This is a genomic window from Agrobacterium tumefaciens, assembly GCF_013337285.1.
Lineage (GTDB): Bacteria > Pseudomonadota > Alphaproteobacteria > Rhizobiales > Rhizobiaceae > Agrobacterium > Agrobacterium burrii.
In genome coordinates this window covers 1-20779 of record NZ_SUPW01000002.1, presented here as the reverse complement: position 1 = coordinate 20779, position 20779 = coordinate 1, and the positions used below count along the sequence as shown (strand labels likewise).

Sequence of the window (20779 nt, the reverse complement as noted above, 5' to 3'; positions counted from 1 at the left end):
CACGGGAATGGCTCAGGCAGGGATGCCACCGAATTTTCCGGCCCGGAAATCCATGAAGGCTTCCTGCAATTCTTCAGGCGTGTTCATGACGAACGGCCCCTGCATGGCAACCGGCTCGCCAAGCGGCGCACCGCTCAGCAAAAGCACCGTTGCGTCGCTGTCGGCGGTGATCTCGAAACTGCCGCCCTCGCGATCAAGCATGACAAACTGAACGTCCCGTGCCGATCGCGTCCCGTTGACCGTGATGGCTCCGCGAAGAACGGCAAGACCGGCGCTATGCCCTTCCGGCAGGTCGAATATCGCGCGCCCTCCCTGCGTCAGACGCAAATCCCACACATTGATCGGCGTGAAGGTGCGCGCCGGCCCCTTGTGTCCCGCATAGTCGCCGGCGATGACACGCACGGTTCCCGCATTGTCAGGCAGCGCCACGGCGGGGATATCCCCGTCGAGCACCGTCTGATAGGCGGGCGGTGCGGATTTGTCCCTGGCCGGCAGGTTCACCCAGAGCTGCACCATTTCCAGCGTACCGCCCTGTTTCGTAAAGGCCTGCGAATGGCGTTCCTCATGCAGGATGCCCGCAGCCGCGGTCATCCATTGAACATCGCCCGGGCCGATCAGCCCGCCGCTGCCGGTCGAGTCGCGATGCTCCACTTCGCCCTGATAGACGATGGTCACCGTTTCGAACCCGCGATGCGGGTGAGCGCCGACGCCGCGCGGCGTCTTGCCCGGCGCAAACCGTTCCGGCCCGGCATAGTCAAGATGCAGGAAGGGACTGATATGTTCGCCCTGGGTCATGTGCGAAAGCATGGAGCGGACCGGAAATCCATCCCCCACCCAATGCGGCGATGTGCTGCTGTAAACGCCAAGAACCTGTCTCATCATAGTCTCCTGGATGCCCTTCTTTCTTGTGAAGGGTCGCTGGTGATCGTGTGAGAGCAAAATAGTTCTGGAACAAACTGGCCGGTAGATCGAAGATCAGGATATACCGTCCTGAAAACAGGACAATGAAAGGCCATCATCATGCCCGATCTGAACGATCTGCGCCTCTTCGTCGACGTCGTGGAACAAGGCGGGTTCTCGGCCGCCGCCAGGAAACTGGACGTACCCCGCTCACGGCTGAGCCGCCGCATCGGCCTGCTGGAGGAGGATCTTGGCGTGAGGCTGGTGCAGCGCACCACCCGGCAGTTTGCGATTACCGAGATCGGCCAGGAATTTTACCGCCATTGTCTGGCGATGGTGGTGGAGGCGGATGCGGCGCTGGAGGTGATCGATCGTATGCGGGCGGAACCGCAGGGCACGGTGCGGGTCAGTTGCCCCGCATCGGTGATCTATTTTCAGGTCGGAGAAATGATCGCCCGCTTCATGGCCAGATACCCCAAGGTGAAAGTCCATCTGGAAAGTACTAACCGCCGGGTGGATGTCATCCGCGAGGGTTTCGACCTTGCCATCCGGGTGCGGTTTCCCCCGCTCGAGGACAGCGATCTCGTTATCCGCAAGCTGGCGGAAAGTGAACAGCGGCTGGTCGCAAGTCCGAAAATCGTCAAATCAGGCGTCACCGTTCCGGCCGATCTCGTCAACATGCCCGGCCTCGCCTGGGGTTCATCCCACAGCAGTTTCGAATGGAACCTGCTTGGCCCCAACGGTGCCTCGGCGGCAATTCCCTATCAGCCGCTGCTGATTACCGATGACATGGTGGCCCTGCGGCTTGCAACGCTCAAAGGCATCGGGGTCTGCCAGTTTCCCACCATGGTCGTCAGGGAGGATGTGGCGGCGGGACGGCTGATCGACCTCCTGCCGGACTGGGCGCCGCGAAGCGGCATCATCCATGCCGCCTTCCCATCGCGCCGCGGTCTCCTGCCTTCCGTGCGCGCACTTCTGGACTTTCTGGCGGATGAATATGCGATCATTTCGGCCGAGGAGAAGGCGGCAACCGTCAAAGCAAACCTGAACGAATAATTGCTGCGGCACGCGGCGATTGGTGCTCCCGGTCCAGTCAATTCAATCCCGCCTGATCGACACCTACCATCACGGCTTTGCCTGTTTTAATATTCTGACCGCCCGCTCAAGCTCCGCTTCCCTGAGGCGGGCAAATCCAAACCTGAAGGCTTCAGGCGGATGCGCGGGATCAAGCGCGAAGCGAAGCCCGGGAAGAATGCCAAGGCCAAGCCGGCTGGCGTTCAGCGCCCAGCTCTCGGCACTCACCCCCGGACGCATGCGCAGCCAGATGGCCAGCCCACCCGCAGGCAGCGTGAAATCCACCACGTCGGAAAAATGCTCGGCAAGCAAGGCGGCGGCATGATCCCGGCGCGCATGATAGATACGCCGTGCCTTGCGTGCATGACGCCTGAGCGTGCCGTCGAGAATTAGCTCGCCCAAGGCGTGTTCCAGTGGCAGGTCACCCTGCCGGTCAACCGCTTCGCGCAGATCAGCCATCCGGCGCAGCAGGGTCGGCGGTGCAACGGCGTAACCGATGCGGATCCCGGGTGCGATAAGCTTGGAAAGCGACCCGATATAAATAACAGGCGTTTCCGCCTTGGCTCTGGCGGCAAGTGGCAGGACAGGACGCCCATCGAAGCGATATTCATGGTCATAATCATCCTCGATGATCGTCAGACGGTAACGGCGCGCCAGATCAAGCAAACGCAATCGCCGGGAGACGCTAAGGGTGGCAGTGGTAGGATATTGATGGTGCGGCGTGACATAAATGGCTCTGAGCGCTGCTTCCCGTACTGCAAGCTTTTCCAGCGCATCAATATCGATCCCGCCGGCATCCACCGTCACCCCCACAGTCCGGACACCGGCCGCCCGGAATGCGGCCCAGGCGAGCGGATAACCCGGATTTTCAACCGCGATGACTGATCCCGGCTCGACACAGGTTGCGGCGGCGAGGAAAAGCGCCATCTGGCTGCCGCGTGTCACCATGATATCGCCGGCATCTGCCGCAAGCCCACGCTCGTCCTTGAGATAATCAGACAGGGTCCCTCGCAGATGGGCGCTGCCACGCCGATCGCCATAACCATGATCGGCGCTGAACACGGGCGAATTCAACGCGCGCCGAAATGCCTGCGCCAGCGGTACGGTCGGCGCCAAGCGGGAATCAGGCGCCCCGTCGGAAAGGTTCAGCGCCGGCTGCTTGCCAGATGCAGCACTGGTCTTTTCCGCACCGCCGGGTTCTTGCAGGGGCCGGTGTTGTGCAAAGTCCGGCAGGTCTCTTGCAACGAAGGTGCCTCGCGATGCCTCCGCCACCAGCCATCCCTGCATCAGCAGCTCATGATAGGCTGCATCCACCGTATTCCTGTTCACACCGAGGTTTTTTGAAAGTGCACGGGTACCCGGCAGGGGATCACCGGGTTTCAGCCGCCCGCGTTCGATTTCCGTAATGATCGCCTGTGCTATCGCAAGAAAGACAGGCTCCCCCTCCTTCTGCCGCCATTCGATCACAAGTGTCGCACCCTTGCCCATCCGGCATATCCATTTTCTAAAATCCGGCTCACTACACTAGGCCGGATAGGATTTATTGCATGGCAGATACCGGCGCGACAACCACGCCGCTCCGATGAGCCGAAAGGAAAATACGATGGTCGAGAAAGCAATATTCTATCATGCCGGATGCCCGGTCTGCGTTGATGCGGAACAGCGCTTTGCAACCTCTCTCGATAAAAGCCTATTCGACGTCGAGATCGTTCATCTGGGAGAGAATAAACTCCGCCTCGCCGAAGCCGAAAAAGCGGGAGTCAAGTCCGTCCCAGCTTTCGTCATTGACGGCGCCGTCTATCACATAAACCACGGCGCCGATCTTGCAGCCCTGCGCTAATGCCGGGAGCAGGATTATGTCGAGGACTGCAACAGCCATTCGCCACGTTCATTTCGAGGATCTGGGTAGTTTCGAAAGTGTGCTTTCCGAAGCCGGCTACGACCTGCGCTATTGCGATCTGGGTGAGGTGAATCTTGCAACCTTCAAGCCGGCGGAGCCGGATCTGCTCATCATACTGGGCGGTCCGGTCGGTGTTTACGAGACAGACGCCTATCCCTTTCTTGTTGAAGAACGGGCCTTGATCCGACATCGTCTCTACACCGGCCGGCCGATCCTCGGCATCTGCCTCGGCGCGCAACAGATCGCTGCTACACTCGGCGTCAATGTCGAACCGATGGGCTACAAGGAAATTGGCTTTTCGGAACTGACATTAACCGATGCGGGGCGGCTGGGGCCGATGCGGCATCTTGAGGGCATAGCCACACTGCATTGGCACGGCGATGCCTTTGAAACCCCGAGAGAAGCCGTCAATCTGGCAACAACGCCTCTTTGCGCGACACAGGGTTTCGCAATTGACCGCAATGTGCTGGCGCTTCAGTTTCACCCCGAGGTTGATGCCGGTTCCGGCCTTGAAAAATGGCTCGTCGGCCATGCCGCGGAATTGGCCGGCGCGGGTATCGACCCCGGCAGCATACGCAGGGACGCCTCGCGCCATGGACCCGCACTCCGCGAAGCTGCCCGCAAAATGTTTACCGAATGGTTGAGGGAACTCGACTTTGAATGCGAGACCGAACATTCAAACACGCGCGGACTGGCTGAGGCATGAGCAACACCTCCGAACCCACGGGCACGCTTGCCGCAAATCTCTCCAGCGTCACGGCCCGGATCGCCAGCGCCGCCGCGCGCGCCGGCCGACCGACCGACGCAGTCCGCTTCGTGCTGGTCACGAAAACAATCGAGGCCGAACGCGTCCGTGAAGTCATCCGCCTCGGAGCGGGAGATCTGGGTGAAAACAAGGTGCAGGAAGGGCGCAGCAAGGCTGAAGCCCTTTCCGGCGAACCGGCGCAATGGTCGATGATCGGCCATCTTCAGTCCAACAAGGTCAAGGACGTCCTGCGTTTCGCCTCCGAAGTGCAATCGCTCGATCGCCTCTCACTGGCGACAGCGCTTGAAAAGCGGCTGCAGTTTCTGGGACGTGGTCTGGATGTGCTGGTGCAGGTCAACACATCAGGCGAAGCCAGCAAATTTGGTCTCGCGCCCGATGCCGTGGCACCCTTTCTCAAGGAATTGACGGCATTCGACGCAATACGCCTGCGGGGTTTCATGACCCTTGCAACCTTCACACCTGAGGAAACGGAGGTCCGCCGCTGCTTCCGCCTCCTGCGCAACATCCGCGACCGTGCGCGTTCCGATGCACCGCAGGGGGCAGCTTTAAGCGACCTCTCAATGGGCATGTCGGGCGATTTTGAATGGGCGATCGAAGAGGGGGCGACCATTGTCCGTGTCGGCCAGGCAGTCTTCGGCGCGCGCGCCCTGCCGGCGTCGTATTACTGGCCGGGTGCGGCGGGAGCCACTTAAGAGGCCTTCATCGCGCTGCGCCATATGTCCAGTCGTTTGAACACCAGAATGGCTCCGGGTTTTGAGTGACATGGCGCATCCGCCAATTTGTTTTTCAAAGGCTCCGCGATCCAGACGAGTTTTCTCTGTCGCCGACCGTGAGCGACAGATCAGCCCACCGCCCCAGATCAGTCGGTGTCGCCCCGGCAGCATTCAAATGTCGAGATCGACCCAGAGCGCGGCATGATCGGACGCGGCGTCCTCCTGACGCTTCACCTCGTCATAGCTTTCCCACTTCTTCGGCCGAACACCCGGCCACATGCCCTTGCGGAACACGCCGCCGTCCTTGACCTTTGCAAAAAGGGCTGGAGACAGCAGGATATAGTCGATCTTGTTGGAGGCCGTGCACCCGCCATAGGTGCCGGGGTAACCGCTATCATCAAAAGCCTCATGCTTGAAGATGTCTTTTAACGAGGTGCCGCCAAGAAGTGGCTCCAGCGGATCACTGCCGGGGGTATCGTTAAAGTCACCGATAACAGCGACATATTCGACGCCCCGTTCGATCAGTTTCTCGTAGATTTCGGCGATACGCTTTGCCTGTGCCTTTCGCTTGGCATCCGACTTAGCCTTTCCGCCATAACCCTTGCTCTTGAGGTGATTGACCATGACGATAAGCTTAGCGCCGGCGGGCGTGGTGATTTCATATTCCGGGCAGTCGCGCGAAAAGATCGCCTCACCGTTCGGTGTGCAATCATCGACATGGCTGTGCATGGCGCCGATGGGATAACCCTTGCGGGTCATCATGCCGACATCGATCCCGCGCTCGTCATTGCCGTCGATCACCATCACATGCCGAAACGGTGTGCCGCCGATCGCCGGCAGAATCTCGCGGTTGAAGGCGGAAAGCACCGGGCGGCTCTCGACTTCGACGATACCGAGCACGTCAGCCTCGAGATCAACCATCACCCGCGCGGTGTTGCGCATGGCGTGCTCGTTGACTGGCTCGTCGCGCAGTTCCAGCGACCCGACCCAGTCGGCCCGGCCTTCGGCAACGACCACGACACCGCCCGCAGTCGGCCGCTTGAGCAAACCGCCACGGTTTCGGCGAAGGATGACGAAAGGCCCCGTGTCGGACTGCTCCATCCCTAACGCGACGACGAGCCGGGCGATCTCGACCTTATCTTCGTCACTATATTCGATCTGGCCAAGCAACTGGTTCAGCGCCGCGAAATGCTCCAGAACGGGCTTTCCCTCTTCCCAGCTCCCAAGGTTCATCGCTTTGGCGCGATCAAAGAGATTTTCAACGTTGTAGACAGCAAGACGCATCTGATCCTCCCCAGGTTGCAGGGATGATGCCCGTTTTACATTTCAAAGACACGACAGTTCGGTCTGGCAGAGGAAATTTACGACGGGCACGCCGATGGACAAGATCGTCCTCACGAAAGCTTACGCGTTTCGCCAAGCCCGCGCATTGTCCACGGCACGTGCGAAGCGATGATGATCTGCGGCATCAACCGATCCATCGGGCATGAATATCTCTGTATCGTTTCGCGTGGCGGTGACATCGATACCGCACAGCTCCGCCAGACCGAGCGCCGTCAACTCCCGCATGGCCGGCACGCAGATAGTCCGGCCGCTGGCCGCCGCCAGAAAACGGGCGAAATAGCGACTATTCGACAGGCCACCGTCGATCGAGATCGTGTCACCGATGGGGGTTGCAGCCGGCATCGCATCGATCAATCGAACCGTCAGCATCGCAATACCTTCCAATAGCGCGCGCACCATGTCATGCCGCTCAGTGGCATGCTCCATACCGATGAACAACGGCACGGCCTGTCTGTCCCAATAGGGCGCAGCAAGGCCCGAAAATGCGGGCACGCACACAAGGCCGCGCCGAACGGCCGATGGTCCCTCGAAACCGTCGAGTTCGGCATTATCAGCATATAGGCCGACCTTTCGCGCCCATTCGAGCGCGGCACCGGCATCGTAGACCCCTCCCTCAATGGCGAAAACGGCTGGCGCGCCTTGCCTGTGCCAGCCAATGGCCGGCAAAAGCTCCCCCGTCAGCGGGCGCTCGTTACCAGCGACAGCCAACAGGAAAGCTCCCGTGCCAAAGGTTATCTTGCAATCACCCGGTTTGCGGCAACCATGCCCGTAAAGCGCCGCCTGCTGGTCAACGATGGAAACGCGGACGGGCGTTGCCTCGATTGCACCGAAACCGCCATCGACAGGGCCGATAACGGGTAGGCAATCCAGCGGCACACCGTGAAGCATGCAGAGTTCCGGGCTCCAGCCTCCGGTTGCCAGATCAAGCAGCCCGGTGCGCGACGCCGTGGCAAGATCGGTGCGGAAACAGCCGGCCAGCCGATCCAGAAAAAACGCATCGGTGGTGCCCAGCCGCAACCGCCCGGCCGCCCTTGCCTGCGCCACGGCTGGATTATGCTCGACCAGCCAGGACAGTTTGCTTGCCGAGAAATAGGGATCAAGCGGCAAGCCGCAAATCTCTTTCGAACGATCCGCTGCCGATGGCGGCAGAGCGGCAAGAGCATCGGCGGTGCGGGCATCCTGCCAGACGATGACCGGCGACAGCGCCTCACCGCTTTCGGCGTCCCACGCCAGGCAACTCTCGCCCTGATTGGCTATGGCAATGGCATCCACCGGCCCGGCAGCGGCAAGCACCGCGCGGATATTGCGCAACAGTTCTTCGGGGTCATGCTCCACATGGCCGGGCGCCGGATAGAACTGCGCATGACGCAGGCTGGAGACGACCTGCGCCATGCCGTCGCCGACCACAAGGCATCGGGTCGATGTCGTTCCCTGATCGATCGCCGCAATGCGCATCAATTTGTTTCCCGAAAGTGAAAGACAATCTGGCTTGCTTCAAACGCAGCGCGGGGAATGGGCATGAGCACACGGCGCTCCGGCAGCCACGGGCCGCTCTTGCTCCACACTTCCGTTCCATCAAGATGAAGAGAAAGCCGGCCTCGAACACGTTTGGTAAAACGCAGCTGAAAGTCGCGAAAAGCGGGACGGTCAAGCCCTCCCCTGCGCACCATGGTGGGTACCACGAGTTTGAGCGGGTCAGCGAAAGTGACGGGTATCGCCCGGTCGTTGCAGGGTTCGCGGGCAAGATCGGCGGCAACGGCAGCACCCACGCCGCGGCCTTCACGAAACGACCAGCCGCCCGTTTCCACGGCCCGCAACAGGTTTCCGCTGGCAAAAAAGACTGGGTTAGCCATCCGGCCGTCCTGATCGATCATCGGACCGGCGCTGCCTGCCGCCACATCGACCGTGGATGCGTTCAAAAGCGCCGCCTCCGGCGTGAACCGCCCAGTCAAAAGAATACCATCGCATTTGACAGTCAGGAGACGGCCATCCGCCAGCCGGATGTCAGCCTCCTCGACACGGCCGCGCCCGCGAATGTCCATAAGCACGGCACCACAATGAAACGGCACCCCGACCAGTCGCGGAAACCATTGAAAAGGCAACCGTGCCAGCGGTTCCGGCTCAGGCTCGATCATCGCCACAGGCCGCGCGCGATGCGTCAGACAGGTGAGAAGCGCAGAGAATGAAACCAGTTCAGAGCCAATGACAAGCGGCCGACGAAAGGGCATGATGCCATGAAAGGCAACATAGGATTGCAGCGCGCCGGTGGTGATCACACCCACCGGCCGGTCGCCGGGCAGAAGCAGCACCGAGCGTGGTTTTTCCCGTGCGCCGGTGGCCAGAACGATGCGCCGGGCCTTCATGCTCTCGACACCGCGCGCCGATGTGACCAGCAATGCGCCATCCTGTCCGAGTTCGACCACGGAATGACCGGTGCGGATATCGACACCGGCATCCTGCACTTCCTTCTCTAGGCGTTGCGCATAGGCCGGGCCGAAATAGACGCACCCGAATTCGCGCATACCGAAAGGCGAGTGCGAGCAATGCCGGGGCGCACCGCCAAGGGCCGGCTCGCGCTCGAGGAGCATCACATGCGCGATGCCACGTGCTTTCAGCTCCAGAGCTGCCGCCACGCCCGCCGGGCCGCCGCCCACCACAATGACATCGGCATAGGAAGCGTCTTCGCGCTCCTGCTGAAAAAGCTTCACGGTACTCATCGCTCGTCTCCCGCGCTGACCGCAAGCGGTACGGCCAGACGTTCGCCCGTCATCGCGGCGAGCCGGGCATTGCAATAAAACCCCTGACAGCGCCCCATGCCGGCGCGGGTGCGCCGGCGCACCCCGCCAAAATCGCCCGGTGGCACCGGACTGGAAAATGTCGCATCGATCTCACGCCGGGTGACGAGTTCGCAATGGCAGACGATTTCACCGTGATCGGCACGCTGCCAGTCCCGCTCGCAGGTTTCGGTCAGGTTGGGCATCGTCACCTCGGGCACGGAGAGAGGCAGTTCAAAGCGGGTGCCGAAACCTGCGTGAAGCGTCAACGCATGCTGCGCCAGCCCGAGCGCAGCGCTGAGGCCGGTGGAACGCACGCCGCCGAGCGTGATCGCCCGCCGGTCCGGCCGCGCGGAAATCCGGTAATGTTTCTTGTCAGATGCCGGGCGCAAGCCGGCATAGACGGCGGTCACGGAAATGGAGGCCAGTGCCGGAACGATCTCCGCGCCGCGCTTCAGCAGCGCTTCCAGCGTCGCCGTCTCCACGGTCGCACGCTCACGGTCATCCTGCTCTTCCGCCGTCGGGCCGATGAGAACATTGCCGAAGGCGGTGGGACAGACCACGATACCCTTGGTGATTTCGGTGGGAACGGGCAGGACGATGCGCGGCACATGCCGGCGAGCGGCCTTATCGAGAACGACGAATTGTCCCTTGCGCGGCATGATGGTGAATTCGGGGACAAAACCCAGCCGCACATCAACAATATCACCAAACAACCCGGCGGCGTTGACAACGCTTGCGGCAAGAATCGGACCCGCCGTCGTCTCGATCCGCCATACGCCATCGAACGAACCGGACAGGACTTCGGCATTGCGCACCAGTTGCGCGCCCAACCCCACTGCCTGCGTCAGATAGCCCAGCGGCGCGGACCACGGATCGATGATGTGTTCGCCTGAAACTTCGAGCGCGGCGATGAGATGGCTGGACAGGCCGGGCATGGTTTCACGGGCCTGCCGGGCCGTGAGAAGGTCGAGTTCGGCAATGCCGTTGCGCCGCCCCTGCTCGGCAATCGCCGCCAGTCTCTCCGCCTCATCCGGACTCCAGGCGCAGACAAGTGCACCGGTCTCGACGAGGCTGAGACCCATCTGCCCATGGATGGACAGATATTCCGCCCGACCCGCCTTTACCAGTTCCAGTTCCAGACTACCTTCCGGCGCATCGAAGCCGGTATGAAGAATGGCGCTGTTGGCCTTCGAAGCCCCGGAGAGAATATCAGCGCCCTTCTCGATGACGACCACCTTCGCACCGGCAAGAGCGAAACGACGGGCGACCGCGCAGCCGACAACCCCGGCACCGATGACGGCAACGTCGAATTCCGTGGAGAGGCTCTGGACCATTGGTTTCCCCTTCGTAGTTTAAAAACGAAATCAACAGACGTGACGGATCACGCCGATGCAGGAGGCGTTCATCAACGGGAATGAAATTAGTGCTGGTTCCGGCCAGACAAAGCCGGCGCCGACCCTTTGAATTTAATCGGCCTCACGAGGAATATTTCTCGATAGGCCTGCCGCCCTTATTTGACAAAAGTCTTCGTCAGGCCCGCCGTTCGATCGACGATCAGGACGACGGCAAGCGTCAGCACGATCAGAAGAACGGAAATGGCCGCAACGAGCGGATCAGCCTGGGTTTCGACATGCTGATACATGGCGACGGGGAGCGTTGTGATACGCGGACCGGTGAGGAACAGCGAAATCACGGCCTCATCGAACGAGACGAGAAAGGAAAGCGCCGCCGTCGCAACAACGCCCGGCGCAATCATCGGCATGGTGATACGGCTAAAGACGGTGAACGGCGATGCCCCGAGCGTCGAGGCAGCCTCTTCGAAAATCAGCGGCAGGCCGGCGAGCGACGTGGTGAGCACACGCAGGGCATAGGGCAGCACGATGATGAGATGCGCGATCACCAGGCCCGTGAACGCGCCGAGCAGACCTGCACCGGCAAAAACGATCAGGATCGCGAGGCCGAGAACGATGGTCGGCAGAAGCAGGGGCGCAGTGAAGAAGGCAAGCAATGCATCTGCGCCGATCACCCGCATGCGGACGATGGCGTAGGAGGCCGGCAGCGCAATCAGCATCGACAGCACCGTGACGATGACGGCGAGGAGCGTACTGGTGCCCAGCGCGCCAATCATCTTGGAATTGTGCATGAGCTCGATATACCAGCGCAGGCTCCAGCCGGAAGGCGGAAAGGTCATGTAGCTGTCGGCCGAAAAAGAGATCGGCACGACGAGCACCACGGGCGCAAGCAGAAAGAGGAACATGACGAAGGCGATAATTTTCAGCGCCAGCGGAACGGGACGTTCTTCCATCTTCGATCTCCTTTACAGAACAGCCCGCAGAAGCCGGGAATAGAGCACCAGGGCAGCACCGAAAATCACGAGGATGATCATCGAAAGCGTTGCGGCGAGAGGCCAGTTGAGCGTCACAATGGCCTGGTCGTAGATTTCCGTCGCCAGAAGGAAGACGCGGCCGCCACCGAGCAGCTTGGGGGTGATGAACGAGCTGACGGCCAGCACGAAGGAGAGCAGACAACCGAGCGCCACGCCGGGCATGGTGAGCGGCACGATAATCCGCCAGAACACCCTCCAGGGCGATGCGCCGAGCGTTTCAGCAGCTTCCTCGACCCGCGGATCAAGCCTGCCGAAACCGGCAAGCAATGCGAGAATCATATAGGGCATCAGGATTTCGGTGAGGCCGATGACCACGCCAACCTTGTTGAATAACAGGCGCACGCCGCTTTCAGCACCCAGTGCGAAGAGGATGTTGTTGATGAGGCCATCATCCGCAAGGATCGCGATCCAGCCATAAGTGCGCACCACGGCCGAGGTGAGCAGCGGCGAAATGACGAGCACAAGCAGCAGCGTCTTCCAGCGGCCCTGCGCCCTGTGAAGATAAAGAGCGATTGGGTAGGAGGCGACCAGCGTCAGAACCGTGATCATAAGGCTGGTCAGGATGCTCTGTCCGATCAGTTCGATATAAAAACCGTCTGTCAGGGTGGACGACCAGTTTTCAAGCGTGTGGGCTTCCCCGAGACCGCCGCCGCCGAGGCTTTCGCGGAAGGAAAGCAAAAGCAGGTTGAAGACGGGCATCACGAAAGCCAGACCATTGACCGCGATGATCGGTCCGAGCAGGAGCGTTGCCAGAAATACGATGGAGGAGGTGCGGCTGCCGGGAGCCGTGATCATGACCGACGCTGTCATTGGTTTGCTCCGAAAACCAGCGTGTCCTCCACGCGCCAGACGAGGCTGACTGCGCTACCCGCCACTACCGGTGTTTCGCCACCGGACGTCGCACGCTCCACGGACATAATCTGCCCGCCGGCGGCGATCTCGTAGTGGAGAATGTCGCCCGCATAATAGACATCGCGCACTTCGCCGGCGATGCGGTTGACCGGCGCTCCATTGAAATCAGGCACAGCGTCGCCGGCAATCGTCATGGCCATGCGATGTGGCCGTACCATCAGGTCGATCTTGCCGGCGTGTGAGCCGGGTGCACGCAAAACCGCATCGCCGACCGTGATGCGATCGCCGGCCGCGTTGCCGACCAGCCTGTTGGTGCGGCCAACGAAGGAAGCAACGAAAGCCGTCGCCGGGCGCTCATAGAGATCGTGCGGCGTACCGAGCTGTTCCAGGCGCCCGCCGTTGAGGACGGCGACCTTGTCGCACATGCTGAGCGCCTCGACCTGATCATGCGTGACGAAGATGGAGGTGATGCCGAGCTGTTTCTGGATACGGCGGATTTCGGCGCGCATCTCGTCGCGCAACTTGGCGTCAAGATTGGAGAGCGGCTCATCGAACAAGAGGATGGAAGGCTGGATGACGAGGGCGCGCGCCAGTGCGACCCGCTGCTGCTGGCCGCCGGAAAGCTGGGCGGGACGGCGGTCCTCGCGCCCTTCCAGATGCACCATGGCAATGGCTTCACGCGCACGGCGTTCGGCCTCGGCAGCCGGCACCTTGCGCATTTCAAGACCGAACATGACGTTCTTCAAAACCGTCATGTGAGGGAAAAGCGCATAGCTCTGGAAAACGAGGCCGATGTCGCGCTTGTAAGGCGCAAGCTGCGTCACATCCTTGCCGCCAATCAAGATCGAACCTGACGAGACGGGAGAGAGGCCCGCAATCATGCGCAGCGATGTCGACTTGCCGCAACCCGAAGGACCGAGGAAGGCAACCAGTTCGCCCTTGGGAATCTCGAGGTTGAGATCATCTACGGCGACCATGGTCTCGTAGCGCTTGGTTAGTGAACGAATCGAGAGGAATCCGGGCTGCATGATGTCTGAAGTTCCCATTCTGGCTTTTTGCCTTTCTCCAGGACATGTCCGGCCGGTTAGGCGCGGAAGTGGCCTGTCCCTTGATCTATACAGTCGCAGCAGAACTTCGCTGCGCTGTTTCACGGCGTTTCCCGTATCGCAGACATGCCAGGCCAAAGGGAATGCATGTCCGTCTTACCCCCTCCGCCGACCCCAGTGTCGACAGAGGGAATGTGTTGTTTTCTTACTTCCGCAGCCGCATGAGTAATGCGGAAGATCTGCCATTCTGCACGAGCCTTAGCGGCTGAGCGGGATGACCTTGCGACGCCAGTCCTGCGTGATCTGGTCGCGGACCTTTGAAAGGCCGATCCAGTCAACCGGAATAACCTTATCCATCGCCTTGATGACCGTGCGCTCGCTGACATCGTCGGCGACGGTGGCCTTGGTGTTGGTCGGCGCATAATACATGGCGGCGGTAAAGGCGGCCTGTGCTTCAGGGCTCAGCGCATAATCGACGAATTTACGCCCCGCCTCGGACGATGGGCCGCCCTTGACGAGATTGAGCGTATTGATCTGGAGGATCGTGCCTTCCTTGGGAAGCGCAACCTTCATCTTGCCCTTGGAGCCATCGGCATTCACCTGGCTGCGGGCATTCCAGCCCACCCCCAGTGAAACCTGGCCGTTGACGACATTTGGATAAACTTCCGGCTTCGGCTCCCAGGTCTGAATGTTTGGCGCAACTTCAGCCATCGCATTGATGCCGGCGTCGATATTCTTGATGAAGTCAGTGCCGCCATTCATGTGGTCCATGATGATCGTCGTGCCGATACCGACAATATCCGGAGCGCTCAACATGGCGACTTTCCCCTTGAGGGCACTGTCCTTCAGAGCGTTCCAGCTGTCCGGTGCGGTCTTGATCGCATCGGTATTATAGATGAGCACAAGATTGTCGAACGTCACACCAACGCCGGCCACGCCTTCGAAACGGGCGTTGGGATAGAGGTCGGCGACGTTTTTGGTTACGCTTTCATCGATCTTGTCGAACAGACCTTCATCCGTACCGGTTTTGGCAACGGAGACGTCCATCAGCGCGACATCGGCCTGCGGCGCAGCCTTCTGGGCGCGCAACGAACCGAGCATGGCGGCGGAACCCTGCTGCGGGAAATATTCAACCTTGATATCCGGGTTGGCGGCCATGAAAGGCTCGATAACAGCCTTGGTGTAACGCTCCTGGAAAAGGCCGCTATAGCCGAGGAACGTTACGGTCTGCTGGGCGTGCGCCGGCAGAGCCGCCGCGCCAAGCATGAGAATCCCGCTCAGAAGTATAGATTTCTTCATTGTCCTGTTCTCCTCTATTATTATTGGGAGTGGCGGACTGGTCCGCCACCCGTAAGGCGGTGTCAGGCGCTTAGCTTGGCCTGAACGAGCTTGTTGGCGCCGGAAATATCCGGCAACTTCTCGCCGTTGCGCAGACGCTCCAGAAGCACGAGTTCAGCTTCCTGCATGCCGATGGCGCGCTCGGCCATGGCGCGGGCCTGGCTCGGATGAAGGGCGACAACGCCGCTTTCATCGCACAGGATCGCATCGCCCGGATTGATCATCTGGCCACCGACGCTGATCGGAACATTGATCGCGCCTTCAAGGCCAAGGATCTTGGTGGTGATCGGCGATGGGCCGCGGCACCACATGGGCATATCGACCTTGACGAACTCCGAAAAGTCGGTCGCCGGTCCATCGACCACGCCAGCCTTGACGCCGGCCATTTTCATCGTGTTGGTGATGACGCCGCCCCAGCAGGCGTGGCGGGTATCACCGCAGCGATCAATGAGCACGATATCGCCCGGACGCACAATCTGCGTCAGGTAGTGAAGCATGGTCGAATCGGCGTTCGGGATGCGCAGCGTGACGGCGGTACCGGCCACCCGCTTGCCCGGAAGAACCGCGCGGATTTCCGGATCGACGAAGCCGGAATGAAGCACATGGCCGATCGTTGCGACTTCGACCTTTTCAAGAAGATCGACGATATCGGCGTCGATCTGCTCCGGCATGGGATTGACGATAAACATAAGTCTTTCTCCGATCAGAGCACGTGGTGGTTTGCCACCGGCACGTTGGCACGCACCTTGGCCGAATAGTCGAAGTCGAGGGCAGCACCTGCGGTCCCGACGGTGTCGGAGCACTGGGCGATGATGTGGCCCCAGGGATCGATGACCATGGAATGCCCCCAGCACGCCTTTTTGCCGCCCGCATGGGTGCCGATCTGGCCTACAGCCAGAAAATAGGTCTGGGTTTCGACGGCGCGGGCGCGGGCCAGCACTTCCCAATGGTCCTTGCCTGTCATCAGGGTGAAGGCGGCTGGCAGAACGATCACGTCCGCCCCCCTGTCCCGCAGGGCGCGGAACAGTTCCGGGAAGCGGATATCGTAGCAGATGCCGCAACCAACCGTCTTGTCGCCGACCTTATAGGTCACCACGTCTTCGCCGCGGGCGACGGAGTCGGACTCACGGTAGCTGATGCCGTTCGGCGTATCGACGTCGAACAGGTGCATCTTGCGATAGCGGGCGATCTGCTTGCCATCAGGACCAAAAACGAGCGTCGAATTGTAAAAACGGTTGCCTTCCTTCTCGACGATGGAACCGGCATGCAGCGTAATCGCGTGCTTTTTGGCGAGCCCCGAAAGCAGCGTATAAATCTCGCCATCGGGAAATTCTTCCCCGCTTTCATGCATCTCCTGAGGATTATCTCCAAGAAATGCAAAGTATTCTGGAAGAACAACAAGGTCTGGATTATCCGCCTTGACTGCTTTTTCGATAAGATCGGCAGCAACCTTAAGATTTTCTGCCTTGTCGTTCTGGGTATTCATTTGAACAAGTGAGACTTTCACGTTGCTCTCCTCTCATGTTGCGAGGAGAATTAAGAACGGGAACGGTTTTCATGACAAACGGAAAAACTCTATCGGAACCCATAAGGTAAGCTTATAGATTAATCATTTCGTGTTGCAGCGCAAAATTTAGGCGGCAACAGTCATCCATTGCGTGGTGGTTTCACTGACGATTTCCGTCGCCATATCGGCAATGGCCCGGGCGAGCGCGTTGTCGCCACGTTCCTGATAAACAGTGTGGAATGTCAGGGGCGGTACAGACGGCGCAATATCGAGGATACGCGCTTCCCCGGACTTGATGATGCCGTCCACCAGCACGCGCGGCAAAGCGCCCACACCGACGGCCGCTGCCACGAGGCGGGTCATGATTGACAGGGAATTGGAATTATAAATGCGGCTGTCAGACAGTCCGTGGGCATCGAGCAGCGCACGCAATGCCTGATGCGGCTGGGAGCCGGTCGAGAAGGTAAGTAGCGGAAAATGTGCGATATCTTCAAGCGTGACACCTGTTTCCGGCAATGGCAAATCAACCGCACCAACCCAACAGGACTCGAACGTACACAGCGGCGAATTATAGATGTTCGCAGCCATGACCGGTCCCATGATGAAACCGACATCCACTTCGCCGTTTTGAATGCGCTGGGATAATTTCAGACTGGTATCGATGGTCAGATCCAGGCTGACACCGGGATATTGTTCGTTCATTCGACGAATGAGAAGCGGCAACCAGGCGTAGACAATGGTATCCGCAGCGCCGATACGCACGGTACCTCTCAGCGCCTCGCGGCTGCTCACGATCTGCCGGAATTCCCCGGTCAGGTTGACGATCTTTTCGGCATGCTGCAGCGCCAGACGACCGGCCGGCGTCAGGTTGACGCAGCGCACATCGCGGGTGAACAACACGACACCAAGCTCTCTTTCCAGAGCGGCAATCCGGTTGGACACCGACGCCTGGGTCGTGTGCAAACGTTCCGCCGCCGCCGAAAAGCTGTTCAACCGTGCAGCCCAGAGGAAGGTTTCGAGAAATCGCGTATTCATGAGGTAAAATCTTCTCGCATGGCTCCGCGATCCAGCTTTGCATTGCCGGTTCGTCTTGCCCTTGGCCCTTGTGGTTCAAGTGCCAGTATGTCCGATGCACAGGCCCATAAGCAAGGGATCAGCGCTGAGTCACTTGGCACGGTGCGCGGCACGCTCATCGAATTGCCCCGAGCAGCTTCATGGCTGAAGCTTTAACAGGCACGACAATTCCACCGGAACAGACGTGGATTAAATAGCTTCCTGCAGTGTTCTCTTGGGTACGACTACACGCGTACAAAGGAGCTTGCGCCGTGAAATCCCCCTATTCCGCCATCTTCGTGATTGTGGCACTGGCTTGCACGCCCGTGTCTGCCAATCCGTTCTCATCCGCCGCCGGACATTATCGAATCGATTCTACGTCTCACATCGGCTTTTCAATCGACCAGATTGCCGGCCCGGGGATCAAAGGCACAATTCCCGATATATCCGGCCGCTTCGACATCGACCCGGACCAGCCGTCCAAATCCTTCGTGGAAATCAAACTGAACCCTTCCAGCGTCCAGACGGGACAGGAACGCGTGGAAAATTTCCTGCGATCCAGTGCGGTTTTTAATATCGCCGCTTACCCGCAAATCATGTTTCGCTCCAGCCGCGTTACTCAGGACGGGCCGCGCAGCGCAGTGGTCGAAGGTGTCCTGACGGCCAGAGGCGTATCCAGGCCCGAAACGTTTCACGCAACATTCGTTGAGCAGCAAAAGGGTTCAGTCACCTTCCACGTCACCGGAAATGTCCCCCGCATGCCCTATGGCATGGGTGTCGGCGTACCGCTCTATTCGAATACAGTTGCGTTCGACATAGACTTGAAGGGCGTCAGATAAAAACAAAAAAGGCCAAAAAAGCCAGTGGCGTGGGATTAAGTGCAGCTGGCTGGTGTTCTGTATAATGTTGGACATGTTGTCCGATCCGTTACCTCCCAAGGGACTAACTTATGCGTGTGCATCTCGTCGATGGATCGTCGTTCGGCTATGATGGTTGTGCAGGGAAATGGCCGTTGCTCGCCTCCAAAACTGATACGGCGGATGGTGACGACAAACCGGTCACCCGCAAGAATGGAATGATGCACTCGTCACATGACGAAAAGCCGCCGTCTCGCTTGCGGATGGACAAGACCCCCGTCGACGCCACAGACGATGGCGGCGGCGATATCTGGCACCTTGCCAAGGAATAGAACCCATGCCGGATTTTCTGGACGAGATTACAGGTTGCATACCAGCGCTTCGACGTTACGCGAATGCGCTCACGCACGACCGTGACACAGCTGACGATCTCGTTCAGGACTGCCTGGAAAGGGCCATCCGTAAAAAGGCATTGTGGCGACCGCAGGGTCCGTTGCGTCCCTGGTTGTACCGGGTGCTGCTCAACGTCTACCGCAACAATCTGCGCGGTCGAAATCGGCGGCCGTCGCAAATCCCGATTGACGATGTTGCGGAACAGCTGTTCGTGCCGGCGGCGCAGACAGGCCGGATAGCGCTTGCTGAAATGGCCCGCGCTATTGAAAAACTCTCCGGCGAACAGCGGGAGGCGCTCCTCCTCGTCGTCGTCGAAGGTCTAAGTTATGCGGAAGCGGCAAAGGTTCTTGAAATTCCGTTGGGCACTCTGATGTCCCGTCTGGGGCGAGCCCGAACAGCCCTGGCCCGGATGACCCAGGAAGATCAGCCAAACCTCAAGGTGATAAAATGACTGGCAGCCAGCCGCAGATAACCGAAGCCGATCTGATCTCTTATGTCGACGGGCAGCTCAACGACCAGCGGCGTGACGCCGTTCGTACCCATCTCGCCGCCAATCCCGCTGACGCACGCAGGGTTGAGCTATGGCAGCAGCAAAATGCCACGTTGGCGGCTCTCTATCCTCCTCTTGATGTAGACGTTTTACCTGAGCGCCTCGATGTTTATCGTATGGAACGGCGATTGCGATCGGAGCGCGCCGATTGGCGCAACATGGCGGCGGCATCCATCCTTGTTCTGGCTGTTGGACTGACAGGCGGCTGGTTCGGGCGTGGGCTTCTCTCGCAGGTCGCGGAACCTGCCCATTCCATCGTGGCGGATGCGACGCAGGCACATAAATTGTTCGCTGGCGATGTTCTCCATCCGGTGGAGGTTCGCGCCGACGCAGAGGACGCTGCCAATCTGCTAAAATGGCTGTCGAAACGGCTGGATCGCAAACTGAATATCCCGGACCTCACCCGCCATGGTCTGTCCCTTGTCGGTGGACGGGTACTTCCCAGCCCACAGGGCGCCGCAGCCCAGCTTATGTACGAAGACAAAAGTGGACAACGCGTCACTCTTTATATCGTGGCTGCGGCTGAAGCGAGCGACACCGCCATGCGTCGCTCCAATGTCGGCTCGCTGGAAACCGTATCCTGGGACGACGAAACGATCCGCTGCGTCCTGGTTGGCAACCTGCCATCCGACCGCATGGACGCCATTGCCAAAGACACCTATCAACAGCTGAGTTAGCCAATGACCCATTTCGAGGATCATCGTGATAGCGCATCGACGGATAAACGACTATGGCGCAATTCGCCTAGATCCTTCGGGCTGGTGGCGATCACCTTCCATTGGACGATCGCGGTCCTATTCCTCGCCCAGCTTGCGCTGGGATATCTGATGAGCCGCGACAACATCGACCCGGTGCTTCAGTTCGACCTTTTTCAGTATCACAAGTCGATTGGATTTCTGGTGCTCGCCCTGGCCGTACCGCGTTTCATTTGGTCAGTTTTCAGCAGAAAGCCATGGCCACTTGATGGCGAAGGTCCGGTTTCCCGGTTGGGCGCCCGGGCAGCTCACACTGCATTGATGTTCCTCACCTTGGCCGTTCCCATTGCCGGCTGGGCAGTAGCGTCGACGTCTCCCCTGCAAATCCCCAGCTATGTATTCGATCTCATCGTTGTGCCGGGGTTGCCCTTGGCAATCTCCGACCAATCCGAGGCCTTCTGGACTGACGTTCACGCGACTCTGGCGTATCTCGCAGCAGGGGTTGTGCTTCTTCATGTGGCAGCGGCGCTGTGGCACCATTTCATCCGAAAAGATCCGACCCTTCGGCGTATGATCCCCTATCCTGCAGGCTCGGATACAGAGAACAGAGCCGCATGATTTCTACACC

The 20779-nt window shown here is 59.8% G+C and carries 22 protein-coding genes; 9 read left to right on the top strand and 13 right to left on the bottom strand.

Annotation, left to right across the window (positions count from 1 at the left end):
• Nucleotides 1-12: 12 nt before the first annotated feature.
• The gene (locus FCH38_RS05835; RefSeq protein WP_174373159.1) at nucleotides 13-879 is read right to left on the bottom strand and encodes a pirin family protein; all 867 of its coding nucleotides are present in this window, start codon (nucleotides 877-879) and stop codon (nucleotides 13-15) included.
• A 141-nt stretch (nucleotides 880-1020) separates the two neighbouring features.
• Between FCH38_RS05835 and FCH38_RS05830 the strand changes: the two genes are divergently transcribed.
• The gene (locus tag FCH38_RS05830) at nucleotides 1021-1956 is read left to right on the top strand and encodes a LysR family transcriptional regulator (RefSeq protein WP_174373158.1); all 936 of its coding nucleotides are present in this window, start codon (nucleotides 1021-1023) and stop codon (nucleotides 1954-1956) included.
• A gap of 69 nt (nucleotides 1957-2025) precedes the next feature.
• Here FCH38_RS05830 and FCH38_RS05825 read toward each other — a convergent pair whose 3' ends face one another.
• Nucleotides 2026-3462, bottom strand: coding sequence for a PLP-dependent aminotransferase family protein (locus FCH38_RS05825; RefSeq protein ID WP_174373157.1), 1437 nt, complete (start codon nucleotides 3460-3462; stop codon nucleotides 2026-2028).
• A gap of 115 nt (nucleotides 3463-3577) precedes the next feature.
• Here FCH38_RS05825 and FCH38_RS05820 point away from each other — a divergent pair, with 115 nt between their 5' ends.
• From FCH38_RS05820 to FCH38_RS05810, 3 genes are read left to right on the top strand one after another with little or no spacing between them, the layout of a single operon-like run.
• Nucleotides 3578-3814, top strand: a complete 237-nt coding sequence (locus FCH38_RS05820; protein ID WP_174373156.1) for a thioredoxin family protein — start codon at nucleotides 3578-3580, stop codon at nucleotides 3812-3814.
• Nucleotides 3815-3830: 16 nt separating this feature from the next.
• Nucleotides 3831-4580 carry a glutamine amidotransferase gene (locus tag FCH38_RS05815; RefSeq protein WP_174373155.1) on the top strand — a complete coding sequence of 250 codons (750 nt, stop codon included), beginning with the start codon at nucleotides 3831-3833 and terminating at the stop codon, nucleotides 4578-4580.
• Nucleotides 4577-5332, top strand: coding sequence for a YggS family pyridoxal phosphate-dependent enzyme (locus FCH38_RS05810; protein ID WP_174373154.1), 756 nt, complete (start codon nucleotides 4577-4579; stop codon nucleotides 5330-5332). The genes FCH38_RS05815 and FCH38_RS05810 overlap by 4 nt, the downstream gene beginning before the upstream one ends.
• Nucleotides 5333-5524: 192 nt before the next feature.
• Here the strand turns inward: FCH38_RS05810 and FCH38_RS05805 are convergent, their stop codons facing one another.
• From FCH38_RS05805 to FCH38_RS05755, 11 genes are all read right to left on the bottom strand, one after another.
• Nucleotides 5525-6637, bottom strand: a complete 1113-nt coding sequence (locus FCH38_RS05805) for an endonuclease/exonuclease/phosphatase family protein (protein WP_174373153.1) — start codon at nucleotides 6635-6637, stop codon at nucleotides 5525-5527.
• Nucleotides 6638-6757: 120 nt separating this feature from the next.
• On the bottom strand, nucleotides 6758-8152 hold the full coding sequence (locus tag FCH38_RS05800) for an FGGY family carbohydrate kinase (RefSeq protein WP_174373152.1): 1395 nt from the start codon (nucleotides 8150-8152) through the stop codon (nucleotides 6758-6760).
• Entirely contained in the window at nucleotides 8152-9414 is a 1263-nt protein-coding gene (locus FCH38_RS05795; protein WP_174373151.1) for an FAD-dependent oxidoreductase, read from the bottom strand. Before FCH38_RS05795 ends, FCH38_RS05800 begins: the two co-directional genes overlap by 1 nt.
• Nucleotides 9411-10808 carry an NAD(P)/FAD-dependent oxidoreductase gene (locus FCH38_RS05790; RefSeq protein ID WP_174373150.1) on the bottom strand — a complete coding sequence of 466 codons (1398 nt, stop codon included), beginning with the start codon at nucleotides 10806-10808 and terminating at the stop codon, nucleotides 9411-9413. Before FCH38_RS05790 ends, FCH38_RS05795 begins: the two co-directional genes overlap by 4 nt.
• A gap of 176 nt (nucleotides 10809-10984) precedes the next feature.
• Nucleotides 10985-11779 carry an ABC transporter permease gene (locus tag FCH38_RS05785; protein ID WP_174373149.1) on the bottom strand — a complete coding sequence of 265 codons (795 nt, stop codon included), beginning with the start codon at nucleotides 11777-11779 and terminating at the stop codon, nucleotides 10985-10987.
• Nucleotides 11780-11791: 12 nt separating this feature from the next.
• Nucleotides 11792-12670, bottom strand: coding sequence for an ABC transporter permease (locus FCH38_RS05780; RefSeq protein WP_174373148.1), 879 nt, complete (start codon nucleotides 12668-12670; stop codon nucleotides 11792-11794).
• Entirely contained in the window at nucleotides 12667-13740 is a 1074-nt protein-coding gene (locus FCH38_RS05775) for an ABC transporter ATP-binding protein (protein ID WP_149899769.1), read from the bottom strand. Before FCH38_RS05775 ends, FCH38_RS05780 begins: the two co-directional genes overlap by 4 nt.
• A gap of 276 nt (nucleotides 13741-14016) precedes the next feature.
• The gene (locus FCH38_RS05770; protein ID WP_142840624.1) at nucleotides 14017-15057 is read right to left on the bottom strand and encodes an ABC transporter substrate-binding protein; all 1041 of its coding nucleotides are present in this window, start codon (nucleotides 15055-15057) and stop codon (nucleotides 14017-14019) included.
• A gap of 62 nt (nucleotides 15058-15119) precedes the next feature.
• Nucleotides 15120-15785, bottom strand: coding sequence for an RraA family protein (locus FCH38_RS05765; protein WP_153516405.1), 666 nt, complete (start codon nucleotides 15783-15785; stop codon nucleotides 15120-15122).
• Nucleotides 15786-15799: 14 nt separating this feature from the next.
• The gene (locus tag FCH38_RS05760; RefSeq protein WP_153516534.1) at nucleotides 15800-16582 is read right to left on the bottom strand and encodes a carbon-nitrogen hydrolase family protein; all 783 of its coding nucleotides are present in this window, start codon (nucleotides 16580-16582) and stop codon (nucleotides 15800-15802) included.
• Nucleotides 16583-16729: 147 nt separating this feature from the next.
• Nucleotides 16730-17638: a LysR family transcriptional regulator gene (locus tag FCH38_RS05755; protein ID WP_142840627.1), complete on the bottom strand. Its 909-nt coding sequence runs from the start codon at nucleotides 17636-17638 to the stop codon at nucleotides 16730-16732.
• Nucleotides 17639-17928: 290 nt separating this feature from the next.
• Between FCH38_RS05755 and FCH38_RS05750 the strand changes: the two genes are divergently transcribed.
• The 5 genes from FCH38_RS05750 (at nucleotide 17929) to FCH38_RS05730 (ending at nucleotide 20769) form a co-directional block, all read left to right on the top strand.
• On the top strand, nucleotides 17929-18495 hold the full coding sequence (locus tag FCH38_RS05750) for a YceI family protein (protein ID WP_174373146.1): 567 nt from the start codon (nucleotides 17929-17931) through the stop codon (nucleotides 18493-18495).
• Nucleotides 18496-18605: 110 nt separating this feature from the next.
• Entirely contained in the window at nucleotides 18606-18845 is a 240-nt protein-coding gene (locus FCH38_RS05745; RefSeq protein ID WP_153516404.1) for a hypothetical protein, read from the top strand.
• Nucleotides 18846-18850: 5 nt separating this feature from the next.
• Complete coding sequence (locus FCH38_RS05740; RefSeq protein WP_153516403.1) at nucleotides 18851-19357, top strand: sigma-70 family RNA polymerase sigma factor; 507 nt, start codon at nucleotides 18851-18853, stop codon at nucleotides 19355-19357.
• Nucleotides 19354-20133 (top strand): anti-sigma factor family protein, encoded by a 780-nt coding sequence (locus FCH38_RS05735; RefSeq protein WP_153516402.1) that lies wholly within the window; start codon nucleotides 19354-19356, stop codon nucleotides 20131-20133. Before FCH38_RS05740 ends, FCH38_RS05735 begins: the two co-directional genes overlap by 4 nt.
• A gap of 3 nt (nucleotides 20134-20136) precedes the next feature.
• The gene (locus tag FCH38_RS05730) at nucleotides 20137-20769 is read left to right on the top strand and encodes a cytochrome b (RefSeq protein ID WP_153516401.1); all 633 of its coding nucleotides are present in this window, start codon (nucleotides 20137-20139) and stop codon (nucleotides 20767-20769) included.
• The last annotated feature ends 10 nt before the right edge of the window (nucleotides 20770-20779 follow it).